The sequence below is a fragment of the Halomonas cerina genome, assembly GCF_014192215.1.
Lineage (GTDB): Bacteria > Pseudomonadota > Gammaproteobacteria > Pseudomonadales > Halomonadaceae > Halomonas > Halomonas cerina.
Genome location: NZ_JACHXP010000008.1, coordinates 24,304 through 50,163 on the forward strand (window position 1 = coordinate 24,304; position 25,860 = coordinate 50,163).

Below are 25,860 nucleotides of genomic sequence, written 5' to 3' on the forward strand. Positions count from 1 at the left end.
GCGGGCGGCATGCCGTACCGACAACAAAAAAGCGCCCGTAGGCGCTTTTTTGCTGGCTTTCCGGGGTCTTCTGGGAAGTCCTGAAGCCTATGTATGGTGGGTCGTGTAGGATTCGAACCTACGACCAATTGGTTAAAAGCCAACTGCTCTACCAACTGAGCTAACGACCCATGCTGCATGCAGCATCTCAGGTCCGGATGGTGGGTCGTGTAGGATTCGAACCTACGACCAATTGGTTAAAAGCCAACTGCTCTACCAACTGAGCTAACGACCCGTCCGAACGGGTGCAGATAATACGGATATGCCCCTGGACTGGCAAGTGTTTTTTTCCGGCCACCGCCTATCGGCGCGGCCGGGGCTTGCGCATGGCCTGGACCGGCTTGCGCTTGTGCTTGTCACGACTCCAGCGGTTCTTCTCGTCGGGGGTCAGCTCCGGCACCTTGCGGGGCGGCAGGCCGGCCAGCTCGGCGAGGTCGTCGACCTCGTCCTGGCCCAACTCCACCCACTCGCCGGCCTTGGCCCGCTTGTCGAGGAAGATATTGCCATAGCGCACCCGCTTGAGGCGGCTGACGGTGAGCCCCTGGGACTCCCAGAGCCGGCGGACCTCGCGGTTGCGCCCCTCCATGATCACCACGTGGAACCAGGTGTTGATGCCCTCGCCGCCGAACTCCTGGACATCGGTGAACCGCGCCGGGCCATCATCGAGCATCACACCCTCGACCATGGCCTTGACCTGGTCCGGCTTGACCTCGCCCATCACCCGCACGGCATATTCCCGCTCGACCTGGGTGGAGGGATGCATCAGCCGGTTGGCCAGCTCGCCGTCGGTAGTGAACAGCAACAGCCCACTGGTATTGATATCCAGGCGGCCAATGGCGATCCAGCGCTCGCCCTTGAGACGCGGCAGGCGATCGAAGACCGTGCGCCGGCCCTCCGGGTCCTTGCGGGTGCACAGCTCGCCCTCGGGCTTGTTGTACATGATCACCCGGCGCGGGACCTCCTCGGCGCCACGCAGCGTCACCGGACGATCATCCAGACTGACCCGGTCGCGCGGCTCGACGCGATCTCCCAGGGTCGCCACCTGGCCATTGACCTTGACGCGGCCCTCGGCGATGACGCCTTCCATCTCGCGGCGCGAGCCCAGCCCGGCACGGGCCAGGACCTTTTGCAGTTTCTCGGTGGTGGTACTCATCGGTCATCTGTCTCACTGGTAGTGGATACCGTGTCCGTGGTGGCGTCCTCGTCGACGCGGCCACGGGCACGCTCGGACAGGCGCGCCTCCAGATCGGCGAAGCTCAGCCCTGCCCGCTCTGACGCCTTCCCGGCGTGGGTCTCGGCGGCCCTCCCGGCCGTCGTCTCGCCTGGCCCCGGCTCGTCCGGTGTCGGTGCCCTCTCGCCGTCCGTCTCGGGCGGCGTGGCGGCAGTCGGGGTCTCCTCGCTCTCCGGCCCGTTGTCCGGGGCCTCATCCGCCTGAGTCAGCAACTCCTGCTGAGGCGGGGGCGCCGCCTCCTCGAGGCGCGGCTCGTCGAACGTCTTGAGCTCGTGCATCGGCGGCAGCGCGTCCAGGGTCTTCAACCCGAAGTCGTCGAGGAAGGTCCGGGTGGTGGCATAGACCGCCGGGCGTCCCGGCACATCGCGGTGCCCCACCACCCGCACCCATCCCCGATCGTGCAGGGTGCGCATGATCGAGCCACTCACCGTGACACCGCGCACCTCCTCGATGTCGCCGCGCGTCACCGGCTGACGGTAGGCGATCAGCGCCAACGTCTCCAGCAGCGCCCGGGAGTAGCGCTGCGGCCGCTCGTCCCACAGCCGCGACACCCAGGACGAGAGGCGCGGCCGGATACGCAGCTGGTAGCCCGAGGCGGTCTCCAGCAGTTCCATGGCTCCGCGCGCATGGCGCCCTTCGACGCGGCCCAGGGCCTCGCGCAGGGACCGCCTCGGGGGGCGCTCGTGATCGTCGAACAAGGCCTCGAGGCGCTCGAGGGATAGCGGCTCGCCAGCGGCCAGCAGGGCCGCCTCGAGAATATCGTCGAGGGCCTCGGGGAATTCCATGGCGGTCATGATGGCGCGCCCTTGTGCTCCTCGAAGGGGCTCTCCCCCCCCTCCTCTTCCAGGGCCTTTGTCTCGACTGCTCCCTGTTCCTTCAGCCGGGCCCTTACATGGATCGGCGAGAGCGGCGCGTTCTGCACGATCTCGAGCATGGCCTCCTTGGCAAGCTCGAGGATCGCCATGAAGGTGACGACCATGCCGGCTCGCCCCTCCTCCAGGGTAAAGAGTGACTCGAAGGAGGTGTAGTGCGCATGGTGCAGGCGTTCCATGATCGCCAGCATGCGCTCCCGGGTAGAGAGCACCTCGCGACTGATCTGGTGAACCTGGTTGAGCTCGGCGCGACGCAGGATGCCGGCCAGCGCCCCCAACAGCTCATCGAGCCCCACCTCCGGGTGAATCACCCGCGATTGAAGCGGCGGCAGCGCCGCACGAGCCGGGAACCAGTCGCGACCCAGCCGGGGCAACTCGGCCAGTGCCTCGGCGGCCTGCTTGAGCCGTTCGTACTCCTGCAAGCGACGAATCAACTCGGCCCGCGGATCCCCCTCCTCGTCATCGCCGTCCTCCTTCGGGGGGCGGGGCAGCAGGGTACGCGACTTGATCTCGGCGAGCATCGCCGCCATCAGCAGGTACTCGCCGGCCAGCTCGATCTCCATGGCCTTCATCAGCTCCACGTACTCGATGTACTGGCGGGTGATGGCCGCCACATCGATGGCCAGGATGTCGAGGTTCTGTCGCCGGATCAGGTAGAGCAGCAGATCCAGCGGGCCTTCGAAGGCCTCCAGGAACACCCTGAGGGCTTCCGGGGGGATATACAGATCCTCCGGCAGCTGGGTGATCGGCTCATCGAACAGTCTGCCCAGCGCCACCGCCTGCTGGGCGGCAGGTGCAGGCGGCCCGGTGGTGTCGTCACGCGACGGCGCGTCAAGGGTCTGGGGCGTCTCGCTCACGCGGGTCTGGCCTCCCGGCTGTCACGGTGGCGGATGGTCGATCGCACAGTCTACAAGAGCCGCCTCATCAGGGTAAGCCGTGGCTCAGCCCGCGACCTCGGCCCGTCGGTAACGCCCCGTATAGTCGAACAGCTTCTCACGCACCCGCCAGTGGCGCCCTGCCTGGCGCCCAACCACGAAGTCCGGGGCGCGTAGGCGATGCTGCTCGGTGATCACTTCTTCCGGCGTGCACGGCGACCAGCGGCTTCCCGGGGCCCGCAGGTGGTCGCGCAGGAAGGCGACGGCGAAGGCGGCCCGCTGAGCCGGGGTCTCCAGGGCGAACCATTCGGCGAGTGTCGCGCCATCCTCGTCGTGGTAGATGACCTTGAGCCGCGGCAGGCCGCGGCCGTTGACGGTGGCCTCCAGGGCCATGCCCGAGACGCGCAATACCCGGGCATCGCGCAGCTTGAGCGCCTCGCGCAGCTTGTCGTCAGGGTCGACCAGCCGCGCCCGACAGCCGTGGCACTGCCGCGCGGCGATATCGTTCTCGGCACCGCACGCCTCGCAGACCTTGAAGCGATAGCGGAACGCGCACTGTCGCGTGCGCCGCGCCTCTCCCGGCAATGCGGGCTCGGCGGTGTCGACATTTACCAGCCCCTGGCAACGCCGTCCGAAGTGCTCGATGACCAGGTCGCCGTCGCGCCGGCCCCAGTACAGGTTGGCATGACCGCAGGCCGGGCATTCCACCTGCACCGGTTCGGTATCGTTGGCGGGTTTCGGCGAGCCTACCTCCGGCGCATAGAGGTCCCAAGGATTCCCGGCATAGTCCAGCACCAGGCAGTCGGTCTTGCCCGGCGCCAGGCGCAACCCCCGACCGACGATCTGCTGATAGAGCCCTACCGACTCGGTGGGGCGCAGGATGGCGATCAGGTCCACATGGGGCGCATCGAAACCGGTGGTCAACACCGCCACATTGACCAGATACTTAACGCTGCGGGCCTTGAAGGCTGCAATAAGCCGTTCGCGCTCGCGCCCGGCGGTGGCGCCGGTGACCAGCGCCGCTCGCCCCGTCGGCAGATAGCCCAGGATCTCCTCGGCGTGGGCCACGGTAGCGGCGAAGAGCATCACCCCCCGGCGGTCCCGGGCGCGCTCGATCACCTCCGCGACGATGCCCGGGGTGGCCCGGTGGCCTGCCACCACCCGGTCGAGCTCATCCTCCCGGAACAGACCGCTCGAGGCCGGCCGCAGCGCCGAGAAATCGTAGCGTTCCACGGCAGCATCGCGGTGCACGGGAGGCGCCAGATAGCCCCGCTTGACCATCAGCCGCAGCGGCTGCTCGAAGACACAGTCACGGAAGAAGCAGTCCGCGTCGCCGCGCACCATGCCATGGTGGTGGCGATGATAGATAAAGCCCTGACCGAGGCGATAGGGCGTGGCGGTGAGCCCCAACACCTTGAGGCGCGGATTGGCTTGGCTCAGGTGATCGATCACCTTTCGATAACTGGTACCCTCGTCCGGCGAGACCCGATGGCATTCGTCGATCACCAGCAGGGTAAAGGCACCATCCGAGAAAGTGCCGAGATTTCTGACTACCGACTGCACCGAACCGAACACCACCTGGCGTCCGGCCTCCTTGCGCCCCAGGCCGGCGCTGAAGATATCGGCCTTTAGGCCGTAGGCCCGGTACTTGGCCTGGTTCTGCTCCACCAACTCGCGTACGTGGGCCAGCACCAGCACCCGGCCGCGGGCCAACCGGGCCAGTTCGGCAATCACCAGCGACTTGCCACTGCCGGTGGGCAGCACCACCACCGCGGGAGCGTCGAAATGGCGGAAGTGCGTGACCACACGGGCTACCGCCTCGCGCTGGTAGGGGCGCAATGACGGGGCACCGCCATGCTCCGTCGCGGGGGTGTCCAGGGAGTCTGCCATGGATCAACGCTTGACCTCGGTGTGGAGTGCCATGATACCTAAAGGGGAATCCAGGACGATGCGCGTCGTCCAATTTAAAAGAGGAGGGACGCGAATGAAACTCAAGACCAGCCCCGAGTGCCCCAAGTGCGGAAGCCGGAGCAAGCGCTTCCCACCGGGCCGCGAGGACCAGTATCACGTCTACTGCGACGACTGTGACTACGATTTCGGCCGCTTCGACTACTTCCAGGCCCAGTTTCGCCACGCCGTCGAGGACCTCGAGGCTCGGCTCAAGGGCCGAGAAGGTGACGCCAGTACATCCTGATCATCCTGCACTCCCTGAGATGCCGATGCCCGGGCAAGCGTCCCGGGCATCGGTCTGTCACGGGGCGAGTCCGCGATCAGCCGAGCCAGACGCGGGCGTTGCGAAACAGGCGCATCCAGGCGCCGTCCTTCGTCCATTCGGCGGGACGCCAGGAGTTGGTCACCGCCCGCACGACCCGCTCCGGGTGGGGCATCATGATGGTGACACGACCATCGGTGGTCGTCAGACCGGTGATGCCCGAGGGCGAGCCGTTGGGATTGGCTGGGTAGCGGGTGGTCACCTGGCCGTGGTTATCCAGGTAGCGTAGGGCGACCTGGCCGCTGCCCTGGATACTGCGCAGGTGGGCGCTGTCGCGGAACTCGGCGCGGCCCTCGCCGTGGGCCACGGCAATCGGCAGACGTGAACCTTCCATGCCGGCCAGCAGGATCGATGGACTCTCTTCCACCTGGACCATGGCCACCCGGGCCTCGAACTGCTCGGACTCGTTGCGCACGAAGCGCGGCCAGGCCTCGGCGCCAGGGATCAGCGCCTTGAGCTGGGCGAGCATCTGACAGCCGTTGCACACCCCCAGCGCGAAGCTGTCGTCGCGGCCGAAGAAGCCGGCGAACTGCTCCCGGGCGCGCGCGTTGAACAGCACCGACCGGGCCCAGCCGCCGCCGGCGCCCAGCACGTCACCATAGGAGAAGCCGCCACAGGCCACCAGCCCCTTGAAGTCCTCCAGACGCACGCGTCCTTCGAGGATATCGCTCATATGCACGTCCACGGCTTCGAAGCCAGCATGATCGAAGGCCCAGGCCATCTCCAACTGGCCGTTGACCCCCTGCTCGCGCAGCACCGCCACCGGGGGCCTGGCGGTATTGACGAAGGGTGACGCGATGTCCTCGTTTACCTCGAAGGTCGGGCTCGCCGAGAGGCCCGGATCGCGGCCATCGAGCAGGCCGTCGAACTCGCTCTTGGCGCAGTCGGGGTTATCGCGCAGCGCCTGCATGCGGTAGCTGGTCTCGACCCAGGTGCGCTGGGCCAACAGCCGGGTGGTCTCGAGCAGCGGCTCCTCGAACAGCGTGACGCGCACCTGATCGTCGTAGCGCGGCCGGGCGATGACCCCGCAGGTCTCGATCCCGGCGGCGGCGAACTGCGCCAGCACGTCCTCGGTATATTGGCGGTTCACCTGGATCACCGCACCCAGTTCCTCGGCGAACAGGGCATCGACCGCCTCGACGGCCTCATCGATCAGCCAGTCGAGCTTGATCTCCAGGCCCGCGTGGGCGGCGAAGGCCATCTCCAGCAGGGTTACCAGCAAGCCGCCATCGCTGCGGTCGTGGTAGGCCAGCAGCCGGCCCTCGGCGTTCAGGCCCTGGATCACCGCGAAGAACGCCTTGAGGTCTTCCGCGTCGTCCAGGTCGGGGCAGGCGTCGCCCACCTGGCCGTAGACCTGGGCCAGGGCCGAGCCCCCCAGGCGGTTCTGGCCGCCGCCCAAGTCGATTAGGATCAAGTCGGACTCGTCCTGCTCCAGATTGATCTGCGGGGTGAGGGTCCCCAGCGCATCGGTAACCGGGGCGAAGCCGGTGACCGACAGCGACAGCGGCGAGGTGACGCTCTTTTCCTCGACGTCGCCCTGGGCATTCTCCTCCTGCCAGGCGGTACGCATGGACATGGAGTCCTTGCCCACCGGGATGGCGATGCCCAGCGCCGGGCACAGTTCCATGCCCACCGCGTGCACGGCATCATACAGGGCCTGGTTCTCGCCGGGATGGTCGGCGGCGCTCATCCAGTTGGCGGAGAGCTTGATGTCACCGAGCTTCTCGATGGGCGCGGCGGCCAGGTTGGTGATGGCCTCGGCCACCGCCAGGCGGGCGCTGGCCGCGGGGTCGATGAGCGCCACCGGGGGGCGCTCGCCCATGGCCATGGCCTCGCCGGCATGGGTATCGAAACTGGCCGTGGTCACCGCCACATCGGCCACCGGCACCTGCCAGGGGCCGACCATCTGGTCACGGGCCACCTGGCCGGTGATGGAGCGGTCGCCGATGGTAATCAGAAAGCCCTTGGCGGCCACGGCAGGCAGGCGCAGCACCCGGTCCATGGCCTCGCGCAGGTCCAGGTTGTCGAGCATCACCCCGGACAGCGTATTGGTCCGGCGTGTGAACTCGCGCTGCATCCTGGGTGGCTTGCCGAACAGCACGCTCATCGGCAGGTCGACCGGCTGGCTCTCGAAATGGCCGTCGGTCACCGTCAGGTGGTGCGCCTCGCAGGCCTCGCCCACCACGGCATAGGGGCAACGCTCGCGCCGACACAGGGCGTCGAAGGTTTCCAGGTCCTCGGGGGCCACCGCCAGCACGTAGCGCTCCTGCGCCTCGTTGCACCAGATCTCCAGAGGGCTCATGCCCGGCTCGGCGTTGGGCACGGCGCGCAAATCGAAGCGCCCGCCACGCTCGCCGTCCTTGACCAGCTCCGGCAGGGCATTGGACAACCCGCCAGCGCCCACATCATGGATGAAGCGGATCGGGTTGGACTCGCCCAGCGCCCAGCAGCGGTCGATGACCTCCTGGGCGCGGCGCTCGAGTTCGGGGTTATCGCGCTGCACCGAGGCGAAGTCCAGGTCGGCGCTTGAGGCGCCGGAGGCCATGGAGGAGGCCGCCCCACCGCCCAGGCCGATCAGCATGGACGGCCCGCCCATCACGATCAGCTGACCGCCGACCGGGATCTCGCCCTTCTCAACATGGCCGTCGCGGATGTTGCCGTAGCCACCGGCGAGCATGATCGGCTTGTGGTAGCCGCGCCGCTCGATGCCGTCGCTGCCCAGCGCATCCTGCTCGTAGGTGCGGAAGACCCCGGCCAGGTTGGGACGGCCGAACTCGTTGTTGAAGGCGGCCCCGCCAATGGGCCCCTCGAGCATGATCTGAAGCGCCGACTGGATGCGCTCGGGCTTGCCATAGTCGAAGGCCTCCCAGGGCTGCACGAACTCGGGGATGCGCAGGTTGGAGACGGTGAAGCCGGTCAGCCCCGCCTTGGGCTTGCCGCCGATACCGGTGGCGCCCTCGTCGCGGATCTCACCGCCGGCGCCGGTGGCCGCGCCGGGATGCGGCGCGATGGCCGTGGGATGGTTGTGGGTCTCCACCTTCATCAGCATCTGGATCGGCTCCCGGGACATGCCATAGGTGGCCCGCTCACCGGCCAGGCCGGCGAGCGGCATCGGGAAGAAGCGGCCGGCCTGGCTCCCGCGGATCACCGCCGCGTTATCGCTGTAGGCGGAGAGGATGTCCGTGGGCGAGCGCTCAAAGGTGTTCTTGATCATCTGGAACAGCGAGCGCGGCTGCGCCTCACCGTCGATCATCCAGTCGGCGTTGAAGATCTTGTGGCGACAGTGCTCGGAGTTGGCCTGGGCGAACATCATCAGCTCGACATCCGTGGGGTTGCGGCCCAGGTCGCGGAAGGCCTCGACCAGGTAGTCGATCTCGTCCTCGGCGAGCGCCAGCCCCAACGCGACGTTGGCGGTGGCCAGCGCCTCACGACCGCCCTTCAGGATATCCACGCTGCCCAGCGGCGCCGGCGCGTGGTGGGCGAAAAGCTTCGCCGCATCGCTGGCATCGGCCAGCACCGTCTCGGTCATGCGATCGTGCAGGGCGGCCTGGATCTGCTCGAAGGCGGCCTCGGAGAAGGTGCCCTCCACCTTGACGCGATAGGCAACGCCCCGTTCGATACGCCGCACCCGCGTCAAACCGCAGTTGCGGGCGATGTCGGTGGCCTTGGAGGACCAGGGTGACTGGGTACCGAGGCGTGGCACCACCAGGAACAGCTGGCCCTCGGGGCGGCCTTCCTCCTCCCGTACCGGACCATAATCGAGCAGTTGGGTCAGCCGCCGCTGCTCGTCGTCATCCAGGTCGGCCTCGTGGTCGACGAAGTGCACATGCTCGGCATACAAGGCCTCCACCTCGGGGACGGATTCACGCAGTGCGGCCAGCAGCTTGGCATGACGGAAAGCGGAAAGGGCGGGCGCACCTCGCAGTTCGAGCATATCCTGGAGCCTCTGAAAACGGGGGGAGTTCGGGGGCCGCGGCCGGCGGCAATGAGCGCACATGATACTGGAAAGCGCCGGGTGCGAGAAATCGGTGTTGGTGACAGCCACCGTCGCGCTGGTTATGGTGAAGGACTCATCGCTGCACATCGCCGATATGCCCGACGCCCTGAACACCCTCTTCCGGCTCCGCCGGCGCGGTAACGCCCTGCTGTGTGTCGCCGCGCTGCTAGCCCTGGTCCCCGGATACTCCGCCCAGCCCCCCGGCCCTCACCTGCCGGAGGTGCTGGCCCGCGATTTCCTCAGCATGCATACCCGCAACACGCCCACCACCTACTATGAGGGCCGTCAGGGACCCACGGGCTTCGAGTACGACCTGGTACGGCGCTTCAGCGACTACCTCGGCGTCAGCCTGACCCTGGATGCCAATCACAATATACCCAGTGTGCTGGAAGCCGTGCGACGAGAGGGCGACCTGGGCGCAGCCGCCTTGCCCCTGGATCCCACCCGAGACGGGCTGCTGTTCAGTCGGGTGATCATGCCGCTGCAGCCGCTGCTGGTCTATCGCCGCGGCCTGCCCCCACCCGAGACGATCGCAGACCTTGAGGGCCTGGAGATCGGTACCCTGAGCGGGGCCGGCACCGATCTGGTGCTGCGCGAATTGCAAGCCCAGCACCCTTTCCTGAGTTGGCGGGAATCGGCGGAACTCGAGGTGGCCGAGCTGCTCGGTCAAGTGGAGGATGGCACCCTGGACGCGGCGGTGATCTTCGCGCATCAGTTCCGGCTCAACCGGCTGTTCTTCCCCGAGGTCGAGGACGGCTTCCCCCTAGGCCAGCCACTCTCCCTGGCCTGGGCCTTTCCCGCCGGCCAGGGCCTGGGCCTGCTCGCGGCCGCCAACCGCTTCCTCGATGACCTGCGGCGCAGTGGCGAGCTCGACGCCCTGATCGCCCGTTACTTCGGCCACGACGACTACCTAGAGTATGTCGGCGCTCGTACCTTCATCGGGCATGCCCAGGCACGGCTGCACGAGTACGACGCCCTGTTCCGCGAGGCTGCCCGCCACACTGGCTTCGACTGGAAGCTGCTGGCCGCGATCGGCTATCAGGAGTCCCATTGGGATCCCCGGGCCACTTCCCCCACCGGGGTCCGCGGCCTGATGATGCTGACCAACCCCACCGCCGGCGATCTCGGTGTCGACAATCGCCTCGACCCCGCCCAGAGCATCCATGGCGGCGCCCGCTATCTGCGCCAGCTGATCGAGCGGCTGCCCGAGAGCATCCAGGGAGACGATCGCCTGTTCATGGCCATGGCCGCCTACAATGTGGGGCTGGGCCACCTCTATGATGCCCGTCGCCTCGTTGAGATGCGCGGCGGCAACCCGGATGCCTGGCCCGACGTGCGCGAGGCGCTGCCGCTGCTGCAGGAACGCAAGTGGCACAGCCAGACCCGGCATGGCTACGCCCGCGGTGGCGAACCGGTGATTTACGTGCGCAATATCCGGCGCTACTACGAGATCCTGACCTACGTGGATCGCAGCCAGCGGCAGTTCCACCGGCTCGACGCCCGCCTGCCCGATGAACCGAAGAGCGCCACACGCTTCGAGCGTGTCCCCCCGGCGCTCTAGTCGGGGGGGGCCGCCCCGGTGCCACGGCGCTCGGCGAAGAAGGCCTTGAGCAGGCGCGAGGCCTGGGCCGCCAGCACCCCGCCCTCCACCACGACCCGATGGTTGAACCAGGGCTGGGCAAAGAGGTTGGCCTTCGACTCCGCCATGCCGGTGCGGGGCTCGGCGGCCCCATAGACCACCCGGGCCAGGCGCGCCTGGATGATCGCCCCGGTGCACATCAGGCAGGGCTCTAGGGTCACGAAGAGGGTACAGCCTGCCAGGCGGTAGTTGCCGAGGCGTGCCCCGGCCGCACGCAGCGCGCGGATCTCGGCATGGGCGCTGGGGTCATGGCCGCTCACCGGGGCGTTGAAGCCGGCCCCGACGATCTCGCCGGCACCGTCCACCACCACCGCCCCCACCGGCACCTCACCGGCCGCCAGGCCTTGACGGGCCTGGTCCAGTGCCCGGTGCATGTAGAACTCGTCGCTGCGCAATGGCGTGAACTCCCGTAGACTGGATACCATTAAGACGATCGTATGACACCGGCGGCGGCCCTGCACGCCGTCGCGCCACGGAGGAGCCGGATGACCCACGATGCCCTGAACACCCTGGTGGATCTGCTGGGCCTCGAGGCCCTGGAAGAGAACCTGTTTCGTGGCCACAGCCAGGATCTCGGCCTGCCGCAGCTGTTCGGCGGTCAGGTACTCGGCCAGGCGCTCTCCGCCGCCACCCAGACCGTCGACCCCGTCCGGTTGGTCCACTCCCTGCATGGCTACTTCCTGCGCCCGGGGGATCCCCACCGCCCGGTGCTCTACCAGGTCGACACGGTCCGCGACGGTGGCAGCTTCACCACTCGCCGGGTTACCGCCATCCAGAAGGGCCGCCCGATCTTCTTCTGCAGCGCCTCCTTCCATGGCCGCGAGGAGGGGCTGGCCCACCAGCCGACGATGCCTGACGTCCCGTCACCGGAAACGCTGGCGGTAAGCGATGCCCGGCTCGAGCGCTTTCCAGGACATCCCATCGAGTTCCTGCACCTCGACGAGGACGACGAGCCTGACGGGCCGCCCGCCCGCCAGCGGCTCTGGTTCCGCCTGGACGGCGAGCTGCCCGACAACCCGGCGTTGCACCGCTATCTGCTCGCCTACAGCTCCGACTTCAACCTGCTCCTTACGTCGCTGGCGCCCCACGGTCTCGGCTTCCGCGACCCGAAGTTGCAGATCGCCAGCCTGGATCATGCCCTGTGGTTCCACCACGACGTGCGCCTCGACGACTGGCTGCTCTACGATATGGACAGTCCCTGGGCCGGTGGGGCCCGCGGCTTCGCCCGCGGCAGCCTCTACGACCGCCAGGGCCGCCTGGTCGCCTCCAGCGCGCAGGAAGGGCTGATACGCCTGCGGCCCTGAGCCCTCGATCACATTGGCAGAGCGGCATCGCCGGCAGTATCATGCCGGCAGCGCCGCAATAGCTCAGCTGGTAGAGCAACGCATTCGTAATGCGTAGGTCGGAGGTTCGAGTCCTCTTTGCGGCACCATAAAAACCAATGAAAACGGCCACTTAGCGAATCACGCCGGCGGCCGTTTTTCGTTGCTTGGCTTCTAGGTAGCAAATAGGTAGCAGTCAGCGAAATCAGGCGGGCCAGGTAGCAACCGGCCGGCAGGTGGGCGCACCTTGCACACGGCACCCTGCTACCTGTCCGGCATCAGCGGCCCTTTTCAGCCTGCCCGGTGCGGATCGCCTGGGCTGCCCTGCCAGGGGTAGGGGGCCAGGTGCGGCTGGCGCTTGAGCATAACGCCGGCCACCAGCCGCTCAGCCGGAAAAACTGGGTTAGCGATTCAAGACAAGTGCCGCCCCGGTGGCTGGCGCCAGCGGCTCAAGAATCGGCCCGCCCCCTGCCCTGCCGGGAAAAAATCTCTTATTTCGCGGGCATGAAAAACTGACGGGGGCGGCGGTGTCCGGGCCTTGGCGCTCCAGGTATTCGACCTCCCCCTACCCTGCCGGCGCGTTGGCTTTTGACTACCAGCGGGCAGACTGACGTTTTCTGACGCAGCGGCCTCGCCTGTCAGGTAGTCCAACGAGTAGGGTCCACTTCAGGTCACAGATACAAGTTTTGCCTAGTAGCGGTACGCGCCGCCGGGTGCGTACCTATGGTGCGTACCAGCCGTGCGAACCAAAGCCGCGAACCAGCGCCTCAACAAACCTCAACATCAAATCGGCAGCTTCGGCACCTCGAAACCGCTCAACCATGCAGGTTTGCGTCAGGTGGTGGTGGCGAACATGAAACGCCGAAAAAAGGTCGCGGGCCGGGACTCGGCGCCCCCGTGGCCGGTGGGATGGGTGCCAGCCAGTACCTTGGATTTCTCCAGCGCCCTGGCCCGACCAGTTCCGGTTGTCGGATCGGCGCCAGCCCAGCAGCGGCGCGGGCTCGGCCATCAGCAGCAGGCGGAAGCGGAAACGAAACGAAACGGCATACGCCGTACATAGCGCGCGCTCGGGCCTCGACGCCCCCTCAAGGCCGGGTAGGGGCGGGAGCACCTTATATATCAGAAATGTCTTACATTATCTCGCCCCGCCCAGTGCCATGCTGGTACCGGCGCCTTGAATCGCGGCTTTTGTCGCCTACGGGACACGCCCAGCGGACAGCAGCACGGCCACGGACGGACGGCCCATCAGCGGGCACCGATGTTAGGTTTTGTTAGGTAGCTGGCGCCCTCGCCATGTCAACATTTGTCAGCATGCTGGCGCCTTGGCCGGCGCGTGAAGGTGGTGCGTGACGCCCGCGCGCGTACTGGTATGAAAATCATCAGACGGCCAGGCACAGCAAAGGCGCCCAGCCTGGGGCGCCCTTGATAAATCTTGATTGTTTTTCAAGCTACCGGCCCTTTTAGGGGCTCACGAAATCATCAGACTGGCATCGCGCCAGCTCTCGCTCGATGGCCAGGCGCACGAACTCGGCGCGGTTACGGTGGCCATGGTGCCGCCCTTGGGTCATCAGTTGGTCGATAGTCGTCACCAGCTCAGCCTCGACACTCACTATCAGGCGCACGGGCCGGGCCAACCGCCTAGGATTCTTGCTCATAGGGTCGGCTCCTCTCCAATATCGTGAGACAAGTCTACCTCGGCCAGCGTCAGGTCTAGCGGGGGCAGGGTGTCCAGGTCGATAGCCGGCGGATCCAGGTTGATGCCGCTTTTTTCTAGTCGGGAAGAATCATCATTGCCACTCACCAGCAGCCGGCAGCATGGTTTTCCCCAGGTCGTTCTGCAATGAAGCTTATGGCCCCAATTTTACTGCTTTACTGTGAGGAGGCACTATCACAGCTCATGCGTTCCTTCTTGGATTTCGGTTGGCATATCCTCCTTTTCTAGATAGCCTTTTCTCGCGAGACGGTAATAGAAGGTCTGATACTTTAGAGCATAATACTTTGACAGCACAGAGTTCTCGGCCAGCTCATCATGCTTTTCGAGATATAGCCTAAGATTTGTCAACATTATTGCGGCCATAGATGCTGTATCCCAAGCCTTAACTGACTCATCTTCCTCTGGGTCAATGTCAAATCCATTCATAATTGCTTCTTGCCGCGGACCAAATTTTTTACATTCAGGCAATTTATTCCACTCGCGCCCCCCTACATCTTTTAGCAAGTCAAAGACTGTCTTAGCATGGCAACCCTTCCCTGCTTTTACCTGAACAGCCCTGCTCTTAGCAAGTTCATTCAAATCCCGATCAAGACGATCAACAACTTGAAAAATACCTGTTTTTTCCGCATCTCTTTTCAAAGAACTAAGCTGCTCTTCTTGTATTTTAAGTTGTTCCTTTTGGTTTTTAAGCTGCTCCTCTTGTTGTTTAATGAGATAATTCTGCTGCCCCAACGTTCGAAGGAAGGCCATCAACGAAATAAGAGCAATGATGGGTGTCATGACCCCACCGTAATAGATGGCGAACTGCACGATATCATCGGCCGCTAGCATATCAAGGTGCGTGTCCTCGAAGAGCCAGAACCAAAGCAATGCTGCTAGAATAAGAATAAGAATAGCGACATTTCTTATATTAAAATGCGATTGCACCATATTGACATTACCCCCGGTAACACAATCTCGTTATGGGATTGATTCTAGCAGCCAGCACCTATCAGAAAAGCATTAGCGGTCCGCCTGCCGGCATTGGCGCGACGGTGGACCTGGGACTCGGCAGCGGCAGCAGCGGCCCACGCCTCAACGTAGCGATGGGCCAGGCGCATGGCCTCGGCATCGGACCGGGCGGCCAGGTGGTGCAGCAGATAGCGGCGGTCATCCGGCACCAGCTCGCAGTGCCGGGCGATATGCGCCAGCCAGGGCGCCACGGGCTCAACGCGGCTCGCTGCCGGCGCCTGGGCATCAGTGGAAGCCGGTGGCTCAGGGTAGGCCGGCCATACCGCCTTGGCGGCCTCCAGCGCCTTAGCATTACTTAGCAAGCGGTGGGCCTGCCGGCGGGCGGCCTCCACGTCGGGGGCCACCTCGAAGGCGTCGTCTATTACGGCCACCAGCTCGGCCCGTACCTGCCGGCTCAGGGGCGCCAGCGTCTCGCGTAGGCGATGCGCCAGCGCCGGCCCAAGGTCGCGGCCCGCGTCAGCCAGGGCGGCCAGCAGCGTCTCGACCTCATGCGCCGGGCCGGCCCTGCCCTGCCCCGCCTGCCTTTCATGGTGTCCCATGTGTCCCACGTGTCCCATTCGCTCAACCGTGCGGGCTGGCGCCGGGACACGTGCGGGACACGTTGCGGGGCCAGGTGTCCCAGCGAAGGCACGATAAACATCGTCCAGGCTCATGCCGCGTCCTCCTCGGCCTCAGCCGGGCGGATCGCGTAGACGCGCTTTCGGACCTTGGGCTTGTTGGGCTTGGTGTCGTCCAGCACGTGGGCGCGAACCGAACGCTTATCGCCGCCCCTATCCACCAGCCAGCCGGCCACCTCCAGGGCTTCGGTGCCGCGCTTCAGGTCGAAGCCGCCCAGCGCCTCGGCCAGCCCACCAGGCGTAAACAGATAGGTGCGGCCCTGGGCATCATCGCGCCACCAGCCGGCCCGGTCGCGCACCATAGGGGCATGGGCCGGATCGCTCTCGACGCTGCTGAAACGAGCATCACCATGTCGGTCGATGAAGTCGGACACGCTGGCCAATATCTGCTCATGCTCGCTGCGCACGCCTCCTTGGCCGGCGGCCCATGCCTGGAACGTCTCGATAGCGGCGGCCATGGCCTCGCCTGGCTCCCAGCCCACCAGCTCATACTCGGCGGCCATCTCGCCGGCCAGCCCTATCAGCGCCAGCACCTTGGCGGCCCGGCCTTGCAACGGTCGGGACGAAGCGAAGCCCGGTAGCTGGGCGAACTTGTCCACCTCGCCGGCCAGGTCGCGCTCCTCGCTCACCAGCCGCTCGATGAACGCCGGCCCAAGGTGGCCATGGTGGCGCGTCACCTCGCTTTTCAGGTGGTCGGCAAAGGCGCGGCCATCGGCCAGGTGGTGCAGGGTGTCGAAAGCGCCATGCGCTCGCTTGGCCGGTATATCCAGCAGCCGGACCGCCTGCCCGGCATGGGGGCGCTTGCCGGCCTCGCTCATGTGGGCGGCCAGGGTGCGCTCGCCGCTGCTCAATACTGCGATGCGCCAGCGGTGCGGGCGCCTTGCGGTGCCGGTGCGGCTGGCGCGGGCCTTGCCGGTGCCGTTGCCCAAGGCGTAGATGGTGGCGCCTATCTCGCGGCCATCGGCCTCGCCTATCTCGTCCAGTATCAGCGCCGTGTCGCTCAGGGCGGCGGCCACGCCCTCCAGCCCGTTGCCGGTGGCGCGCCAGGTGCGCTTGAAGTCGGGACCGCCCCAGACGCTCGCCGCCACCTCCAGCCAGGTGGTTTTGCCGTTGCTGGAATCGCCCACCAGATGGATGCCCGCCGTTTGCCGGTGACACAGGTGCAGCAGCGGGCCGGCCAGGGCGGAGGACACGGCCAGCACGCCCAGCGGGTTGCCGCTGCATAGCCGGCCAATGTGCGCGCGCCAGCTCTCCAGGCTGCCGGCGGTGGCGTAGTCATCTTGGCCGGCCACCTCACTCTGGAAGGTGATTCGACGCGCCAGCTCGCCCTGGGCGATGGTGCGCCGGGGCATCACAAACGCCAGCGCCTCCTCGACGTGGTGCCAGCCCACACGGGTCGCGGCCACCACCACTTCCTCGGGCCGGCATTGGGACGCCCAGCGGTGCAACGGCTTGAAGCCGTCGGGGCTGATACGAACGCCCATCCGCATCAGCTCTCGCCGCATCTCCTCGCCGCTGCCGCTCAAAAGCTCCAGGGGCATCGCCCATTGCCGCCACGGCCCATACGGCGGCTTGAAGCGCAGCAGCAGCCCGTGGTTATCGTGTCGCTCGTCATGGGTGGCGGCCAGGCACTCGATGGGGCTGCATATCCACACGTCGAAGGGGGCGGGGTCGCCGTCGCCCTTGGGCTGGCGCTGCCCGTGGTAGTACAAGCCCGGCGGCCCGTATTGGCTGGGGGCCAGGTAGCAGGCGAAGGTGGGGCGTCTGGGCTCCTTCACCTTGGCCGGCGCTGCCTCGCTGGGGTCCACCTCGCGGGCGATGGGACACGTTGGGACAGGTGGTGTCCCGGTGGTGTCCCGGCGGGAAGCCACGCCATTGCTGGGCTGGGACACATAGGACACGTGGGACACGTCCAACGGGGTAGGGACGAACTCAGGGGCCGGCGGCTGCCCGAACATATCGACGGTATCGGGATCGCGGTATTCAGCCACCATGGCCACCTCCCAGCCGGCACAGGCGCACGTCGGCAAAGTCGGTACAGCCCTCGCAGCCCTCGCAGAATTGCGGCATCAGCAGCTCGGCACCAATGGCCAGGGCAGCGTGGCGGGCCTCAACCGCGCCCTTGTTGGCCTTGCCTTGGGCCGGCAAGTGGCGGTCATCGTCGCCACACACGGTAATGCCCACCTCAGCCGGCAGCCGTTGGCGAAGGCGCCGCGCAACCGGGGCCAGGTTGTCGGCATTGCGGGCCACCACCACGGCGCAGCCCATGGCCTCATGCAAGGCGGCGGCGGTACTCCAGCCCTCAGCCACCAGCACGCGCTCGGCGACAGCCAGGTCGCCTATCAGGCTCGCCGCGCCCTTGACGCGCCCGCCGGGCAGGGTGCGCTTGTTGCCGTTGGGGTGGATGCGCTCCAGGTTGACCAGCTCGCCCTCGAAGAACAGCGGCATCAGCAGCACGTCGCCGTGCTGGCGCAAGTTGTAGGGCGGTAGCCGCTTGCGGGTCAGCCAGGGGAACGCTGCATCAGCGGGGCCGGCCTGGGGCCACCAGCGGTTGGCCGTGGCCTTGGCTTGCGCCTCACGCTGGCGCCGCTCACGGTCGCGGCGCTCACGGTCGCGCATGGCGTCCAGCCGGGCCTGGGCGGCGGCCTCGGGGTCGTCGGTGGGGCCATCCAGGGTGACGGTTTCGGCCAGGTCCAGGTGCCAGATGCCAAAGCTCGCCGCTTGGGGGCTATGGATGCGATACCAGCCGTTGCCGTTGCCCTTGGGCTTGTCGGGCGCGTCGAACCGCTCGAACCGCCCTGACGTCCTGGGCGCCAGCGTCACGCCATGCCGGGCCAACGCCTCAGCCAGTGCGGCCTCGATGGTGGTATGCTTGTGGGGCGCTTTCGGCGGCGCTTCGGTACGGGTCCGGCTCTCCTCGGGGAGTCGGACCTTTGTCGTTTCTGGCGTCATGCCTCGCCCTCCTCGCGTCTACCTTGTCCGGTTTGTCCGCCTTGGCCAGCGATCCAGCGCCAGGCGCCGGCCAGCAGGTGGGAAAGCTCAAACATCGTCGCCCTCCTCGCCAAGCACTTCGACGGCAATGAAAACGGCGCGGTCGTCCAGGCTTTTGGCGGCCAGCTTGAGCGCCTGAATCAGTCCCTCGCGTTGGTGGCCATTCAACTCGATGGCCTCGTCTCCGAGCACATCGGCAATGGCGTGTATGGCCAGACCGGCCTCCTCCATGCAACGAACGTCACCGCTGAAGGCGGCACGGTTGAGCATCAGTTGATCGGTCGGGGTCATACCGTCACCTCCATGGGCTGCCAGTGGCCGTTCTCCAGTCGCTCGGCTTTCAGCTCCCCCAGCGGTAGGGGGCCAACCAGCGCCAGCCATTGGCGCGGATCACCGCCGGCCTCCATGCCTACGGACTCCATCGCCCAGCGGTCGCGCTTGGGAATACCGGCAAACTTGCACGCCCGGCGCCAGCTCATCAGCCGGCCATCGGCGGCGGGCAGTGCGAAGCGCACGCAACCGAACTCGTCGCAGTATTCATCGAAGGTTTGCGGGACCAGCAGGCCGCCGATCCAGCGCGGCTTGGTGGCGGTGGGTTCCCAGAACGGATGCGTAGAAAACCAGACCAGCGGGCGCTCGCCCTCCATGTCGGCGCGGCCTCGAAGCTCACCGCTCGCCAGGATCGCCGGCAGGTGATGGCGCTCGCTGGTGTAGTGGTAGACGACGCTCATGATGCTGCCCTCCCTGCCACGTTGGCCTCGGCGGTGCTGGCGTAGCTCTCGCCATCGGCCAGCCAGTCCAGCACGTCTTTAAGCCGATAGCGCACGGCACGGCCACGCTTCACGAAACGCGGTGCCGGCCGGCCTAACAGACTACCGGTGGTGCGGGCCTTGCGGGCGGTCGCCGGCTGGGCAGGTATCAGATGGGGGAAAACAGCAGCTTCGGGTAGCTCAATGAGCGCCGGGTCGAAGCCGTCGCGGTAACGGGCCAGGGCGCTGGCCAGCATGTGGCTGGGGGGTTGTGTCTTGGTGGTCATCGCAGAGTCTCCACGTTGCTGGTTGACTCTGCGATGGTGGCCACGGCCGGGGCTGCCGTGGTGCAGGTGCAAAATGCAGATTGCAGACTAGAGGCGCTTCTTGGCCTCCCATGCCTTGATTGCCGCGCCAACATGGTCTTTCAGCTTGCGGTCGCCCATGTTGGTCACATCATCGGGTACGGCAGCCAGCATATCTTCGACAATGCGTGACGCCTTCGGCCGCTCCCCATGCCGGTAATCAGGGCCATGTTGGCTGGCATACAGCTCCACCAACAGGCCGAACGCCTCAAGGGCTCGAATCACCTCACCTTCAGCGGGTTGGCCTGTTGATTGCTCTGGACCCTCTAAGCTGGCAATAAAAGCATCCAGATTGCACCTCCTGACAACTATAGAGCAGTTATCCGGCAACCTTCCGGCAGGATAATAGTGATTAGGATTATTATACTCAGAATAATGCAACCCCTCCTCCCCATAAACCTCTTTAATATGCTGCTTAGAAAAGCGCTCTTGAATGCAATACAAGAACCCCTCTTCGGCTTTAAGCCAAGGGCCATTTAGAGAAATCAAGTCAACTTCCGGCCCGCCCACAGATTCTTGATACATTTCCTCGACATCAATTCGCTCAGCAGAAATGAGAGGAAGATCCCATATCCCCTCCACATTCATCACCTCACCCTTAAAAGAAACAAACTCATCGTCAGAAACAGCATCACCCAAAGGGCACACTACAAAATCCCCTTTCTTTATACCCTCAGAAAGCCTTTCGCTATACTCCAGCGCTTCTTTTAGTGTCTTTCCCGAAATTTTTCTTGCATCATCAGCAACCGTATCGGGTGGGGGAGCCTCTTTGGCCAGGGAAAGTAAGTTACCACTTCCTTTTGGAGCGAGAGTGACAGGCGTACCCAGCCATCCTGTGATTTCCCCCTTCTTCACCTTAACGCCACCTATCAGGTTTACAGAAATAATTAACTGGCCTTCAAGAGCAAGTTGAAGCAAGTCAGAAACACCAACCTTTTCAGATAACAAAGTGCTTAAATGGGATGCCGCGTCCTCCAGAGTCAGCCAGCTTTTTAAGCGGTAAAGACGTGACTGCATTGCCATGCGCTACTCCTCGCGCTCACTCCATATAAGGTTGGCCGGCGGGCGCGGTGGAGTCGCCGCGCTTTCGGGTGTACGGCCCTAGCCGGCCAATTCGGCTTAATCGTTGGTGACGGCCACGCGGATCGCTGGCGCCTTGTCGCTGTCGCCCTCCTTCTCGGCTGGCGCCTTGGGCACCGCCTTGGCAAACGCCTCGACCGCATCGCGGGAGTGGTCCGGCCGCAGGTGGGCGTAATACTTGATAGTGGTCTGAATGTCGGCGTGGGCCATCAGCTTGGAGACGGTCAGCAGATCCACGCCGGCCATGACCAGTTGGGACGCGAAGTTGTGCCGCAGGGTGTACAACTGCAAGTCATCGGGCAGGTCGGCCAGCTTGCGAACGGCAGCCCACGGCTTCTGCATGGCGGTCGCGCTCATGCGCTTGCCATTGCGGCCTGACGGAAAGACCAGGCCGGTGGACGGCTTACCTTGCTGCCGGTGCCAGGTCTTGAGTACGTCCACGGCGGCGGTGGACAGCGGGAAGGTCTGGGGCTCCTCACGATGGTGCGCCGTCTTTTCAATCGTCTTGCGGACGGTGCGGAAGTCCAGATTGACGTGATCCCAGCGCAATCCGAACAGGTCGCCCGGCCGGAAGCCGGTGTAGTACATGGTCAGAATCCAGGGCGCGACGTGATCCACATAGGTCACGCCGTCCAGGTCCGGCAGATACGCCTTGCCGTGGGCGCGGCTGCTACGCCGCTGCTCTCGCTTGGCCTCTTGGTACGCCTCCAGCCCGGCAAACAGCGCCTTCACCTCCTCGGGCTCAAGGTAGCGCCGCTGGGATGCTTGCTCGGCCATCTCCTCCTCGGTCATGGCCGGCCGTTGCAGCTTCACGCCCTTCAGCGGGTGAGCCGGTATCACCTTGCGCTCGGCAGCATGCGCCAGCAGGCCGCACAAAGCGTCATAGGACCGCTTCAGGGTGCCAAAGGCGCGGGGCTTATCGGCTGCCTCTTGCTCGGCCTGCCAACGTTCCACATCAGCGCGGCTAAGGCTGCCCATGGGCTTATCCAGCCAGCCGGCAAAGTCCTTCTCGATGCGCCGCAGGTTGGCGGCGCCGTCCTTCATGCGATTCTGGTAGGCGGTATAGGGGCCGGACAGGTAGGCAGTAAGCGTCTGCTGCTGCTGGCGCTCCTCCTCGGCCTTGGCCACCTCCAGCACCGCGCGGGTCGCCGCCTTGGGAAACAATGGCCAACGCATCTTTGGCCTGGGCGCGGGCCTCGGCAACGGTGCGGGTGCCGTAGCGGCCAATGGTCAGGATGCGCTGCCGGCCCGTCTTGGTGCGGTAGTACAGCCGGAAGGTCAGGCCGCGCTTGCTGGGTCGCACGTGGAAGCCAGGTAGCACGGTGTCGAATACGCTATCGGCCGGCGGCTCCTTGGAAAGCCGCTCCAGCGCCTTGGTTGTCAGCTTCAGCTTGTTTTCGCCCGCCATGCCCGGCCCCTTTTTCTAGGTAGCAAATAGGTAGCAGGAACAGGATATAACGGGCCTACATGAGCAACAAGCGGAAAACAGCGTAGCAAGCCTATAGCATTGTTTTTCGTGGGATAGCTGGCGATTCTTGTTTCTAGCCGTTTCTGCTGAAATACGCTGTTAACGCACTCGTAATGCGTAGGTCGGAGGTTCGAGTCCTCTTTGCGGCACCATAAATAACAGAAAAAACGGCTATTTAGCGGTTCATCGCGGTAGCCGTTTTTGTTGATCGATGCTTCTAGGTTCCAATATAGGTTTCAGGCGCCCGAAACTCCGATAGCCAGGCTCCAAACAGCCGGCCGCCTGTTCTGCCCTGCAACCAGGGTGGCCGCCTTGACGGCAGGGCGGGGCCGGCAGTGACCACCTAACTAGCCCGGTCAGCTCATGCCCGAAAAGTTTTGTTATTCCACGGGCGTGAAAATCTGCCTGGGCAGCCGGTGTCCGTGACCCGAGGCCGTAGAAATTCGGCCTCCCCTCCCCTCGGCGAGCACCTCCATAGACCAAGCCAGGCCGATCACCAGGCCAACTGCCATCCACCAACCTGTCCGCTTCATGGCTCGCCTCCTCGCGACCCGTCGCTCACGAGGGAACTGTCGAGAAACGGCCCTCCGCTGTCGGGGGAAGGGAGAATTACCTGCTAGACTGGATCCAAGCCTGGTGGTGCATCGGGCGTCGTCGATAACCCGGTCATCGAGGAGAGAATATATGGGGTCCAAGGCAGAGCGGGATGTGGAAAAAGGTTACCCGAAGGCCGACTTCGTGGCCAAGCTACGACGCCTGGCAGATGCCATCGAGAAGGAGGAGCGTTTTGAGATACAGATCGCGGGCGAGCGCATCTATGTGCCCGTCCGCGCCGAATTCACTATCGAACACGAACGCTCAGATGATGAGGAAGAAATAGAGTTCCAGCTCAAATGGGAACGCTGAAGGCTTGATGAATATCACCTAATCACCTCAACTTCACAGCCTCCCAGGCAGATAACACCCCCAAGTGGAAGGCAGGTCGTGTACAGATGAGCCATCTTCGCCGCCATGGCAGAGGGGCTTGAGCAGCAGAGGCGCGATGATCGACCCCCATCACTCGGGGTCCGCGCGACTAAGCGAATGAATATACACCTGCCGGGTCATTTATGACAACTGCCACTTGGTTTATTAACCCGGCAATCAAACAGATTGCTCACAATGTTCTGTATGTCCCATGGTTACGGGATCTGCGGCATACATGAAAGGTTGCCGGGTTAATAGTGTCGGCTGGCTAGCAAACAAGATACGCACTAGCTTTGTGGGCACTGCCTTTCTGGAAAGTTTTCTGGGCTTGGGGCTGAGCTTGTTAGTGGATGCTTGGGGCTTTTTGGCCGTTTTTAGTGCAGCGGTTGCTCTGCGTCATACCGGAAGTCGCTCTGGAATTGATACACCTGACCCTGGTGGTGGTTGCCTTGTCGATTCTGGTTCACGGGGTTAGCGTAAAGCCTACTATTGCTCGTTATTGGCGTTCGCGGGGGTCTCGGTAATCCCGCCTCACTCATCAGGGTGTCGAACGAGCGTGTCGAGCCGAGTGCTTGCCGGTACCGGCTCACTTCACGTCGAGTTGATCCGGGCTGCCTGGTTCCAAGAATGTTGTTTCTCAACCGTGCTCAGCGATTTCCTACACCACGGCATGAGGATAACGCCATGCCCTCCAGCCATCGGCATGGCATCCTGCAGCCATGTGGCAGCCCCTTGATCCTTGCGTCCAACTCGGTGGAAAGCCTGGCCACATGCTCAGGAGGAACGCCATGACAATGGCATGCCCAAGGATGGGCCCCTTGCATAGATCTCCCTAGCCGGTTCGCCATCGCCCCGAGTAGCCTCGGGGCGATGGGTTTTTGTCCCCCCAGCCGGGGACATCTCCGGTCAGGCGACGCCCACGCCAAACACGCTGTGCGCCACATGCCCGGCCAGGAAGGCCAGGCCAGCGGCCGCCCCTCCCATCAGCAGGGTGCGCAGTCCCGACTGCAGCATCGGACGATGATAGACCAGGCTCTTCAGCATGCCGATCAGGAAGAACATCAGCGCGGCGATGACGAGGCTCGCCACGAACTGCTGGGTGGCATCGAGACCGCCCAGGGTATAGGGCAGCAGAGGCATGGCCCCGACCAGCAGGAAGGCGGCAAAGGTGGTCAGTGCCGAGCGCAGCGGACTCAACCCGGTGGTCTGCAGGCCGTGCTCCTCGGACAGCATGGTGTCGACCCACACCTGGCGGTCCTGGCTGATGGTGCTGACCACCCGTTCCAGGGTCTCGCCGCGCAGGCCCTTACGGCGATAGATCTGGCGGATCTCCTCGCGCTCGCCCTCGGGCGAGCGGTCGATGTGTGCCCGTTCGCTCTTGCGGATTCCTTCGATGTACTCGCGCTGGGCCTGGATCGCCTCGTAGTTGCTGATCGCCATGCTGAAGCCGTCGGCCAGCAGGTTGGCGAGCCCCAGCACCAGCGCCACCGTCGCCGAGAAGCCGGCACCGAAGGCCCCCGACACCACGGCAAAGGTGGTCACGCAGCCATCGATGCCCCCCAGGATGGCGTCTGGCACCGTCTGCGCCTCCCGAGGCCGCTCCAGCCGACGCGCGATCGAGGCCGGATCATGGTCGTGATCCAGTGCCTCGTTGCGGCGTCGCTTGAGCCTCACCATGTGTCATCCCGCTGGCGGTCTCTTCCTTCTTCCCGGTCTGTCACGCCTTAGTCTCTCCCTCACGACTTGCCGGTGGTGAAGCCGCCATCCACCAGCAGGTGTGCCCCGGTGACGAAGCTGGCCTCGTCGCTGGCCAGGAACAGGAAGGCGTTGGCGATCTCCTCTGGGCGGCCCAGGCGGCCGAGGGGGTGCAGGTCGATCAGCCCCTGCAGCATGTCGTCATCCAGGGCCTCGAGCAGCGGGGTATCGATATAACCCGGGCCGATGGCGTTGACCCGCACGCCCTTCGGTGCCGCCTCGAGGGCCAGCGTGCGGGTCAGATTCACCACCCCACCCTTGGCGGCGGTGTAGGCGGCGGTCTGGGACTGGCCGAAGACCCCGAGGATGGAGGCGCAGTTGACAATGCTGCCGCTGCCCTGGCGGACCATTACCCGCAGCGCGGCCCGGGCCACCCGGAAGACCCCGTTGAGGTTGATGTCGATAACCTTCAGGTAGTCATCGTCGCCAAGCTCGTCGGTGGGGCAGATGCCGCCGATGCCGGCGTTGTTGAACACCGCCTCCACGCTGCCGAGCTCGGCCACGGTGTCCGCGAACAGGCGATCGACCTGGACGGTGGCGGTGACGTCGCATGCCTTGAACAGGCAGTGGCCGTCGTACTGCTCAGCGAGCCGGGCGGCTCGCGCCTGGCCGTCGCCGCCCTCGAGGTCGGCGATGACCACGCTGGCGCCCTCCTCCAGGCAGCGCTCCACGCTGGCCAGGCCGATGCCGCTGGCGCCGCCGGTGACGATGACGTTCTTGGCCTTCATGCGCATGGCCCTTCTCCCTGTCGATGCCCTTCCGGCGCGCCGAACGGCCCGCCGGTGCGCCCCCAGTGTAGCCAATCGCCCCGCCGCGGAAACCCCGCATCGCCCAGGCTTGCGGCACTTTCTCAGCGCGTCTTGACCCGCATCAACTCGTCCCAGCGGGTGGTGTAGC

General features: G+C 65.1%; 22 protein-coding genes, 3 tRNA genes and 1 pseudogene. 5 read left to right on the top strand and 21 right to left on the bottom strand.

Annotation, left to right across the window (positions count from 1 at the left end):
* Window positions 1-94: 94 nt before the first annotated feature.
* The 6 genes from FHR94_RS09320 to radD all read right to left on the bottom strand — a co-directional run bounded on the left by FHR94_RS09320 (window position 95) and on the right by radD (window position 4,907).
* Window positions 95-170, bottom strand: a tRNA-Lys gene (locus FHR94_RS09320).
* Window positions 171-198: 28 nt separating this feature from the next.
* A tRNA-Lys gene (locus FHR94_RS09325) sits at window positions 199-274 on the bottom strand.
* A 66-nt stretch (window positions 275-340) separates the two neighbouring features.
* A complete protein-coding gene (rluB, locus tag FHR94_RS09330; protein ID WP_183325429.1) occupies window positions 341-1,192 on the bottom strand; it encodes a 23S rRNA pseudouridine(2605) synthase RluB in 852 nt (283 codons plus the stop codon).
* Window positions 1,189-2,064: an SMC-Scp complex subunit ScpB gene (gene scpB / locus FHR94_RS09335; RefSeq protein WP_183325431.1), complete on the bottom strand. Its 876-nt coding sequence runs from the start codon at window positions 2,062-2,064 to the stop codon at window positions 1,189-1,191. The genes rluB and scpB overlap by 4 nt, the downstream gene beginning before the upstream one ends.
* Window positions 2,061-2,999: a segregation and condensation protein A gene (locus FHR94_RS09340; RefSeq protein WP_183325433.1), complete on the bottom strand. Its 939-nt coding sequence runs from the start codon at window positions 2,997-2,999 to the stop codon at window positions 2,061-2,063. Before FHR94_RS09340 ends, scpB begins: the two co-directional genes overlap by 4 nt.
* A gap of 84 nt (window positions 3,000-3,083) precedes the next feature.
* Entirely contained in the window at window positions 3,084-4,907 is a 1,824-nt protein-coding gene (radD, locus tag FHR94_RS09345; RefSeq protein ID WP_183325435.1) for a DNA repair helicase RadD, read from the bottom strand.
* A gap of 94 nt (window positions 4,908-5,001) precedes the next feature.
* Between radD and FHR94_RS09350 the strand changes: the two genes are divergently transcribed.
* Window positions 5,002-5,211: a hypothetical protein gene (locus FHR94_RS09350; RefSeq protein ID WP_183325437.1), complete on the top strand. Its 210-nt coding sequence runs from the start codon at window positions 5,002-5,004 to the stop codon at window positions 5,209-5,211.
* A 76-nt stretch (window positions 5,212-5,287) separates the two neighbouring features.
* Here FHR94_RS09350 and purL read toward each other — a convergent pair whose 3' ends face one another.
* A complete protein-coding gene (gene purL / locus FHR94_RS09355) occupies window positions 5,288-9,223 on the bottom strand; it encodes a phosphoribosylformylglycinamidine synthase (RefSeq protein ID WP_183325439.1) in 3,936 nt (1,311 codons plus the stop codon).
* A 157-nt stretch (window positions 9,224-9,380) separates the two neighbouring features.
* Between purL and mltF the strand changes: the two genes are divergently transcribed.
* Entirely contained in the window at window positions 9,381-10,847 is a 1,467-nt protein-coding gene (mltF, locus tag FHR94_RS09360) for a membrane-bound lytic murein transglycosylase MltF (RefSeq protein WP_183325580.1), read from the top strand.
* Here the strand turns inward: mltF and tadA are convergent.
* Entirely contained in the window at window positions 10,844-11,320 is a 477-nt protein-coding gene (gene tadA, locus FHR94_RS09365; RefSeq protein WP_183325581.1) for a tRNA adenosine(34) deaminase TadA, read from the bottom strand. The genes mltF and tadA overlap by 4 nt on opposite strands.
* A gap of 90 nt (window positions 11,321-11,410) precedes the next feature.
* Here tadA and FHR94_RS09370 point away from each other — a divergent pair, with 90 nt between their 5' ends.
* A complete protein-coding gene (locus FHR94_RS09370) occupies window positions 11,411-12,229 on the top strand; it encodes an acyl-CoA thioesterase (protein ID WP_183325441.1) in 819 nt (272 codons plus the stop codon).
* 52 nt (window positions 12,230-12,281) lie between these two features.
* A tRNA-Thr gene (locus FHR94_RS09375) sits at window positions 12,282-12,357 on the top strand.
* Window positions 12,358-13,707: 1,350 nt separating this feature from the next.
* Here the strand turns inward: FHR94_RS09375 and FHR94_RS09380 are convergent.
* The 11 genes and pseudogenes from FHR94_RS09380 to FHR94_RS19970 all read right to left on the bottom strand — a co-directional run.
* The gene (locus tag FHR94_RS09380; protein ID WP_183325442.1) at window positions 13,708-13,902 is read right to left on the bottom strand and encodes a ribbon-helix-helix domain-containing protein; all 195 of its coding nucleotides are present in this window, start codon (window positions 13,900-13,902) and stop codon (window positions 13,708-13,710) included.
* 233 nt (window positions 13,903-14,135) lie between these two features.
* Entirely contained in the window at window positions 14,136-14,891 is a 756-nt protein-coding gene (locus FHR94_RS09385; RefSeq protein ID WP_183325444.1) for a hypothetical protein, read from the bottom strand.
* Window positions 14,892-14,935: 44 nt separating this feature from the next.
* Complete coding sequence (locus FHR94_RS09390; protein ID WP_183325446.1) at window positions 14,936-15,511, bottom strand: hypothetical protein; 576 nt, start codon at window positions 15,509-15,511, stop codon at window positions 14,936-14,938.
* 110 nt (window positions 15,512-15,621) lie between these two features.
* Window positions 15,622-17,583 carry a DUF927 domain-containing protein gene (locus FHR94_RS09395; RefSeq protein WP_183325448.1) on the bottom strand — a complete coding sequence of 654 codons (1,962 nt, stop codon included), beginning with the start codon at window positions 17,581-17,583 and terminating at the stop codon, window positions 15,622-15,624.
* Entirely contained in the window at window positions 17,573-18,541 is a 969-nt protein-coding gene (locus FHR94_RS09400; protein ID WP_183325450.1) for a toprim domain-containing protein, read from the bottom strand. The genes FHR94_RS09395 and FHR94_RS09400 overlap by 11 nt, the downstream gene beginning before the upstream one ends.
* Window positions 18,542-18,628: 87 nt before the next feature.
* Window positions 18,629-18,871, bottom strand: coding sequence for a hypothetical protein (locus tag FHR94_RS09405; RefSeq protein WP_183325452.1), 243 nt, complete (start codon window positions 18,869-18,871; stop codon window positions 18,629-18,631).
* Window positions 18,868-19,311 carry a hypothetical protein gene (locus FHR94_RS09410; RefSeq protein ID WP_183325454.1) on the bottom strand — a complete coding sequence of 148 codons (444 nt, stop codon included), beginning with the start codon at window positions 19,309-19,311 and terminating at the stop codon, window positions 18,868-18,870. The genes FHR94_RS09405 and FHR94_RS09410 overlap by 4 nt, the downstream gene beginning before the upstream one ends.
* Window positions 19,308-19,616: a hypothetical protein gene (locus FHR94_RS09415; protein ID WP_183325456.1), complete on the bottom strand. Its 309-nt coding sequence runs from the start codon at window positions 19,614-19,616 to the stop codon at window positions 19,308-19,310. The genes FHR94_RS09410 and FHR94_RS09415 overlap by 4 nt, the downstream gene beginning before the upstream one ends.
* Window positions 19,617-19,703: 87 nt before the next feature.
* Window positions 19,704-20,717 (bottom strand): hypothetical protein, encoded by a 1,014-nt coding sequence (locus FHR94_RS09420; RefSeq protein WP_183325458.1) that lies wholly within the window; start codon window positions 20,715-20,717, stop codon window positions 19,704-19,706.
* Between the two features lie 96 nt (window positions 20,718-20,813).
* Entirely contained in the window at window positions 20,814-21,902 is a 1,089-nt protein-coding gene (locus FHR94_RS19965) for a tyrosine-type recombinase/integrase (RefSeq protein ID WP_343064655.1), read from the bottom strand.
* A gap of 70 nt (window positions 21,903-21,972) precedes the next feature.
* A pseudogene (locus FHR94_RS19970) lies at window positions 21,973-22,182 on the bottom strand (site-specific integrase); the annotation flags it as partial.
* 744 nt (window positions 22,183-22,926) lie between these two features.
* Here FHR94_RS19970 and FHR94_RS09430 point away from each other — a divergent pair.
* Entirely contained in the window at window positions 22,927-23,148 is a 222-nt protein-coding gene (locus FHR94_RS09430; protein ID WP_183325460.1) for an amphi-Trp domain-containing protein, read from the top strand.
* Window positions 23,149-24,114: 966 nt separating this feature from the next.
* On the opposite strand, the gene FHR94_RS09435 is transcribed toward FHR94_RS09430, so the two are convergent.
* Both FHR94_RS09435 and FHR94_RS09440 read right to left on the bottom strand, forming a co-directional pair.
* Window positions 24,115-24,885, bottom strand: coding sequence for a VIT1/CCC1 transporter family protein (locus tag FHR94_RS09435; protein ID WP_183325461.1), 771 nt, complete (start codon window positions 24,883-24,885; stop codon window positions 24,115-24,117).
* Window positions 24,886-24,944: 59 nt separating this feature from the next.
* Window positions 24,945-25,697, bottom strand: coding sequence for an SDR family NAD(P)-dependent oxidoreductase (locus tag FHR94_RS09440; RefSeq protein ID WP_183325463.1), 753 nt, complete (start codon window positions 25,695-25,697; stop codon window positions 24,945-24,947).
* Window positions 25,698-25,860 lie beyond the last annotated feature (163 nt).

Bases quoted from the DNA above. Each gene is read 5' to 3' on its own strand.
- rluB (WP_183325429.1), bottom strand. From the start codon at position 1,192: ATGAGTACCACCACCGAGAAACTGCAAAAGGTCCTGGCCCGTGCCGGG.
- scpB (WP_183325431.1), bottom strand. From the start codon at position 2,064: ATGACCGCCATGGAATTCCCCGAGGCCCTCGACGATATTCTCGAGGCG.
- radD (WP_183325435.1), bottom strand. From the start codon at position 4,907: ATGGCAGACTCCCTGGACACCCCCGCGACGGAGCATGGCGGTGCCCCG.
- FHR94_RS09350 (WP_183325437.1), top strand. From the start codon at position 5,002: ATGAAACTCAAGACCAGCCCCGAGTGCCCCAAGTGCGGAAGCCGGAGC.
- purL (WP_183325439.1), bottom strand. From the start codon at position 9,223: ATGCTCGAACTGCGAGGTGCGCCCGCCCTTTCCGCTTTCCGTCATGCC.
- mltF (WP_183325580.1), top strand. From the start codon at position 9,381: ATGCCCGACGCCCTGAACACCCTCTTCCGGCTCCGCCGGCGCGGTAAC.
- FHR94_RS09370 (WP_183325441.1), top strand. From the start codon at position 11,411: ATGACCCACGATGCCCTGAACACCCTGGTGGATCTGCTGGGCCTCGAG.
- FHR94_RS09380 (WP_183325442.1), bottom strand. From the start codon at position 13,902: ATGAGCAAGAATCCTAGGCGGTTGGCCCGGCCCGTGCGCCTGATAGTG.
- FHR94_RS09385 (WP_183325444.1), bottom strand. From the start codon at position 14,891: ATGGTGCAATCGCATTTTAATATAAGAAATGTCGCTATTCTTATTCTT.
- FHR94_RS09390 (WP_183325446.1), bottom strand. From the start codon at position 15,511: ATGGGACACCATGAAAGGCAGGCGGGGCAGGGCAGGGCCGGCCCGGCG.
- FHR94_RS09395 (WP_183325448.1), bottom strand. From the start codon at position 17,583: ATGGTGGCTGAATACCGCGATCCCGATACCGTCGATATGTTCGGGCAG.
- FHR94_RS09400 (WP_183325450.1), bottom strand. From the start codon at position 18,541: ATGACGCCAGAAACGACAAAGGTCCGACTCCCCGAGGAGAGCCGGACC.
- FHR94_RS09405 (WP_183325452.1), bottom strand. From the start codon at position 18,871: ATGACCCCGACCGATCAACTGATGCTCAACCGTGCCGCCTTCAGCGGT.
- FHR94_RS09410 (WP_183325454.1), bottom strand. From the start codon at position 19,311: ATGAGCGTCGTCTACCACTACACCAGCGAGCGCCATCACCTGCCGGCG.
- FHR94_RS09415 (WP_183325456.1), bottom strand. From the start codon at position 19,616: ATGACCACCAAGACACAACCCCCCAGCCACATGCTGGCCAGCGCCCTG.
- FHR94_RS09420 (WP_183325458.1), bottom strand. From the start codon at position 20,717: ATGGCAATGCAGTCACGTCTTTACCGCTTAAAAAGCTGGCTGACTCTG.
- FHR94_RS09430 (WP_183325460.1), top strand. From the start codon at position 22,927: ATGGGGTCCAAGGCAGAGCGGGATGTGGAAAAAGGTTACCCGAAGGCC.
- FHR94_RS09435 (WP_183325461.1), bottom strand. From the start codon at position 24,885: ATGGTGAGGCTCAAGCGACGCCGCAACGAGGCACTGGATCACGACCAT.
- FHR94_RS09440 (WP_183325463.1), bottom strand. From the start codon at position 25,697: ATGCGCATGAAGGCCAAGAACGTCATCGTCACCGGCGGCGCCAGCGGC.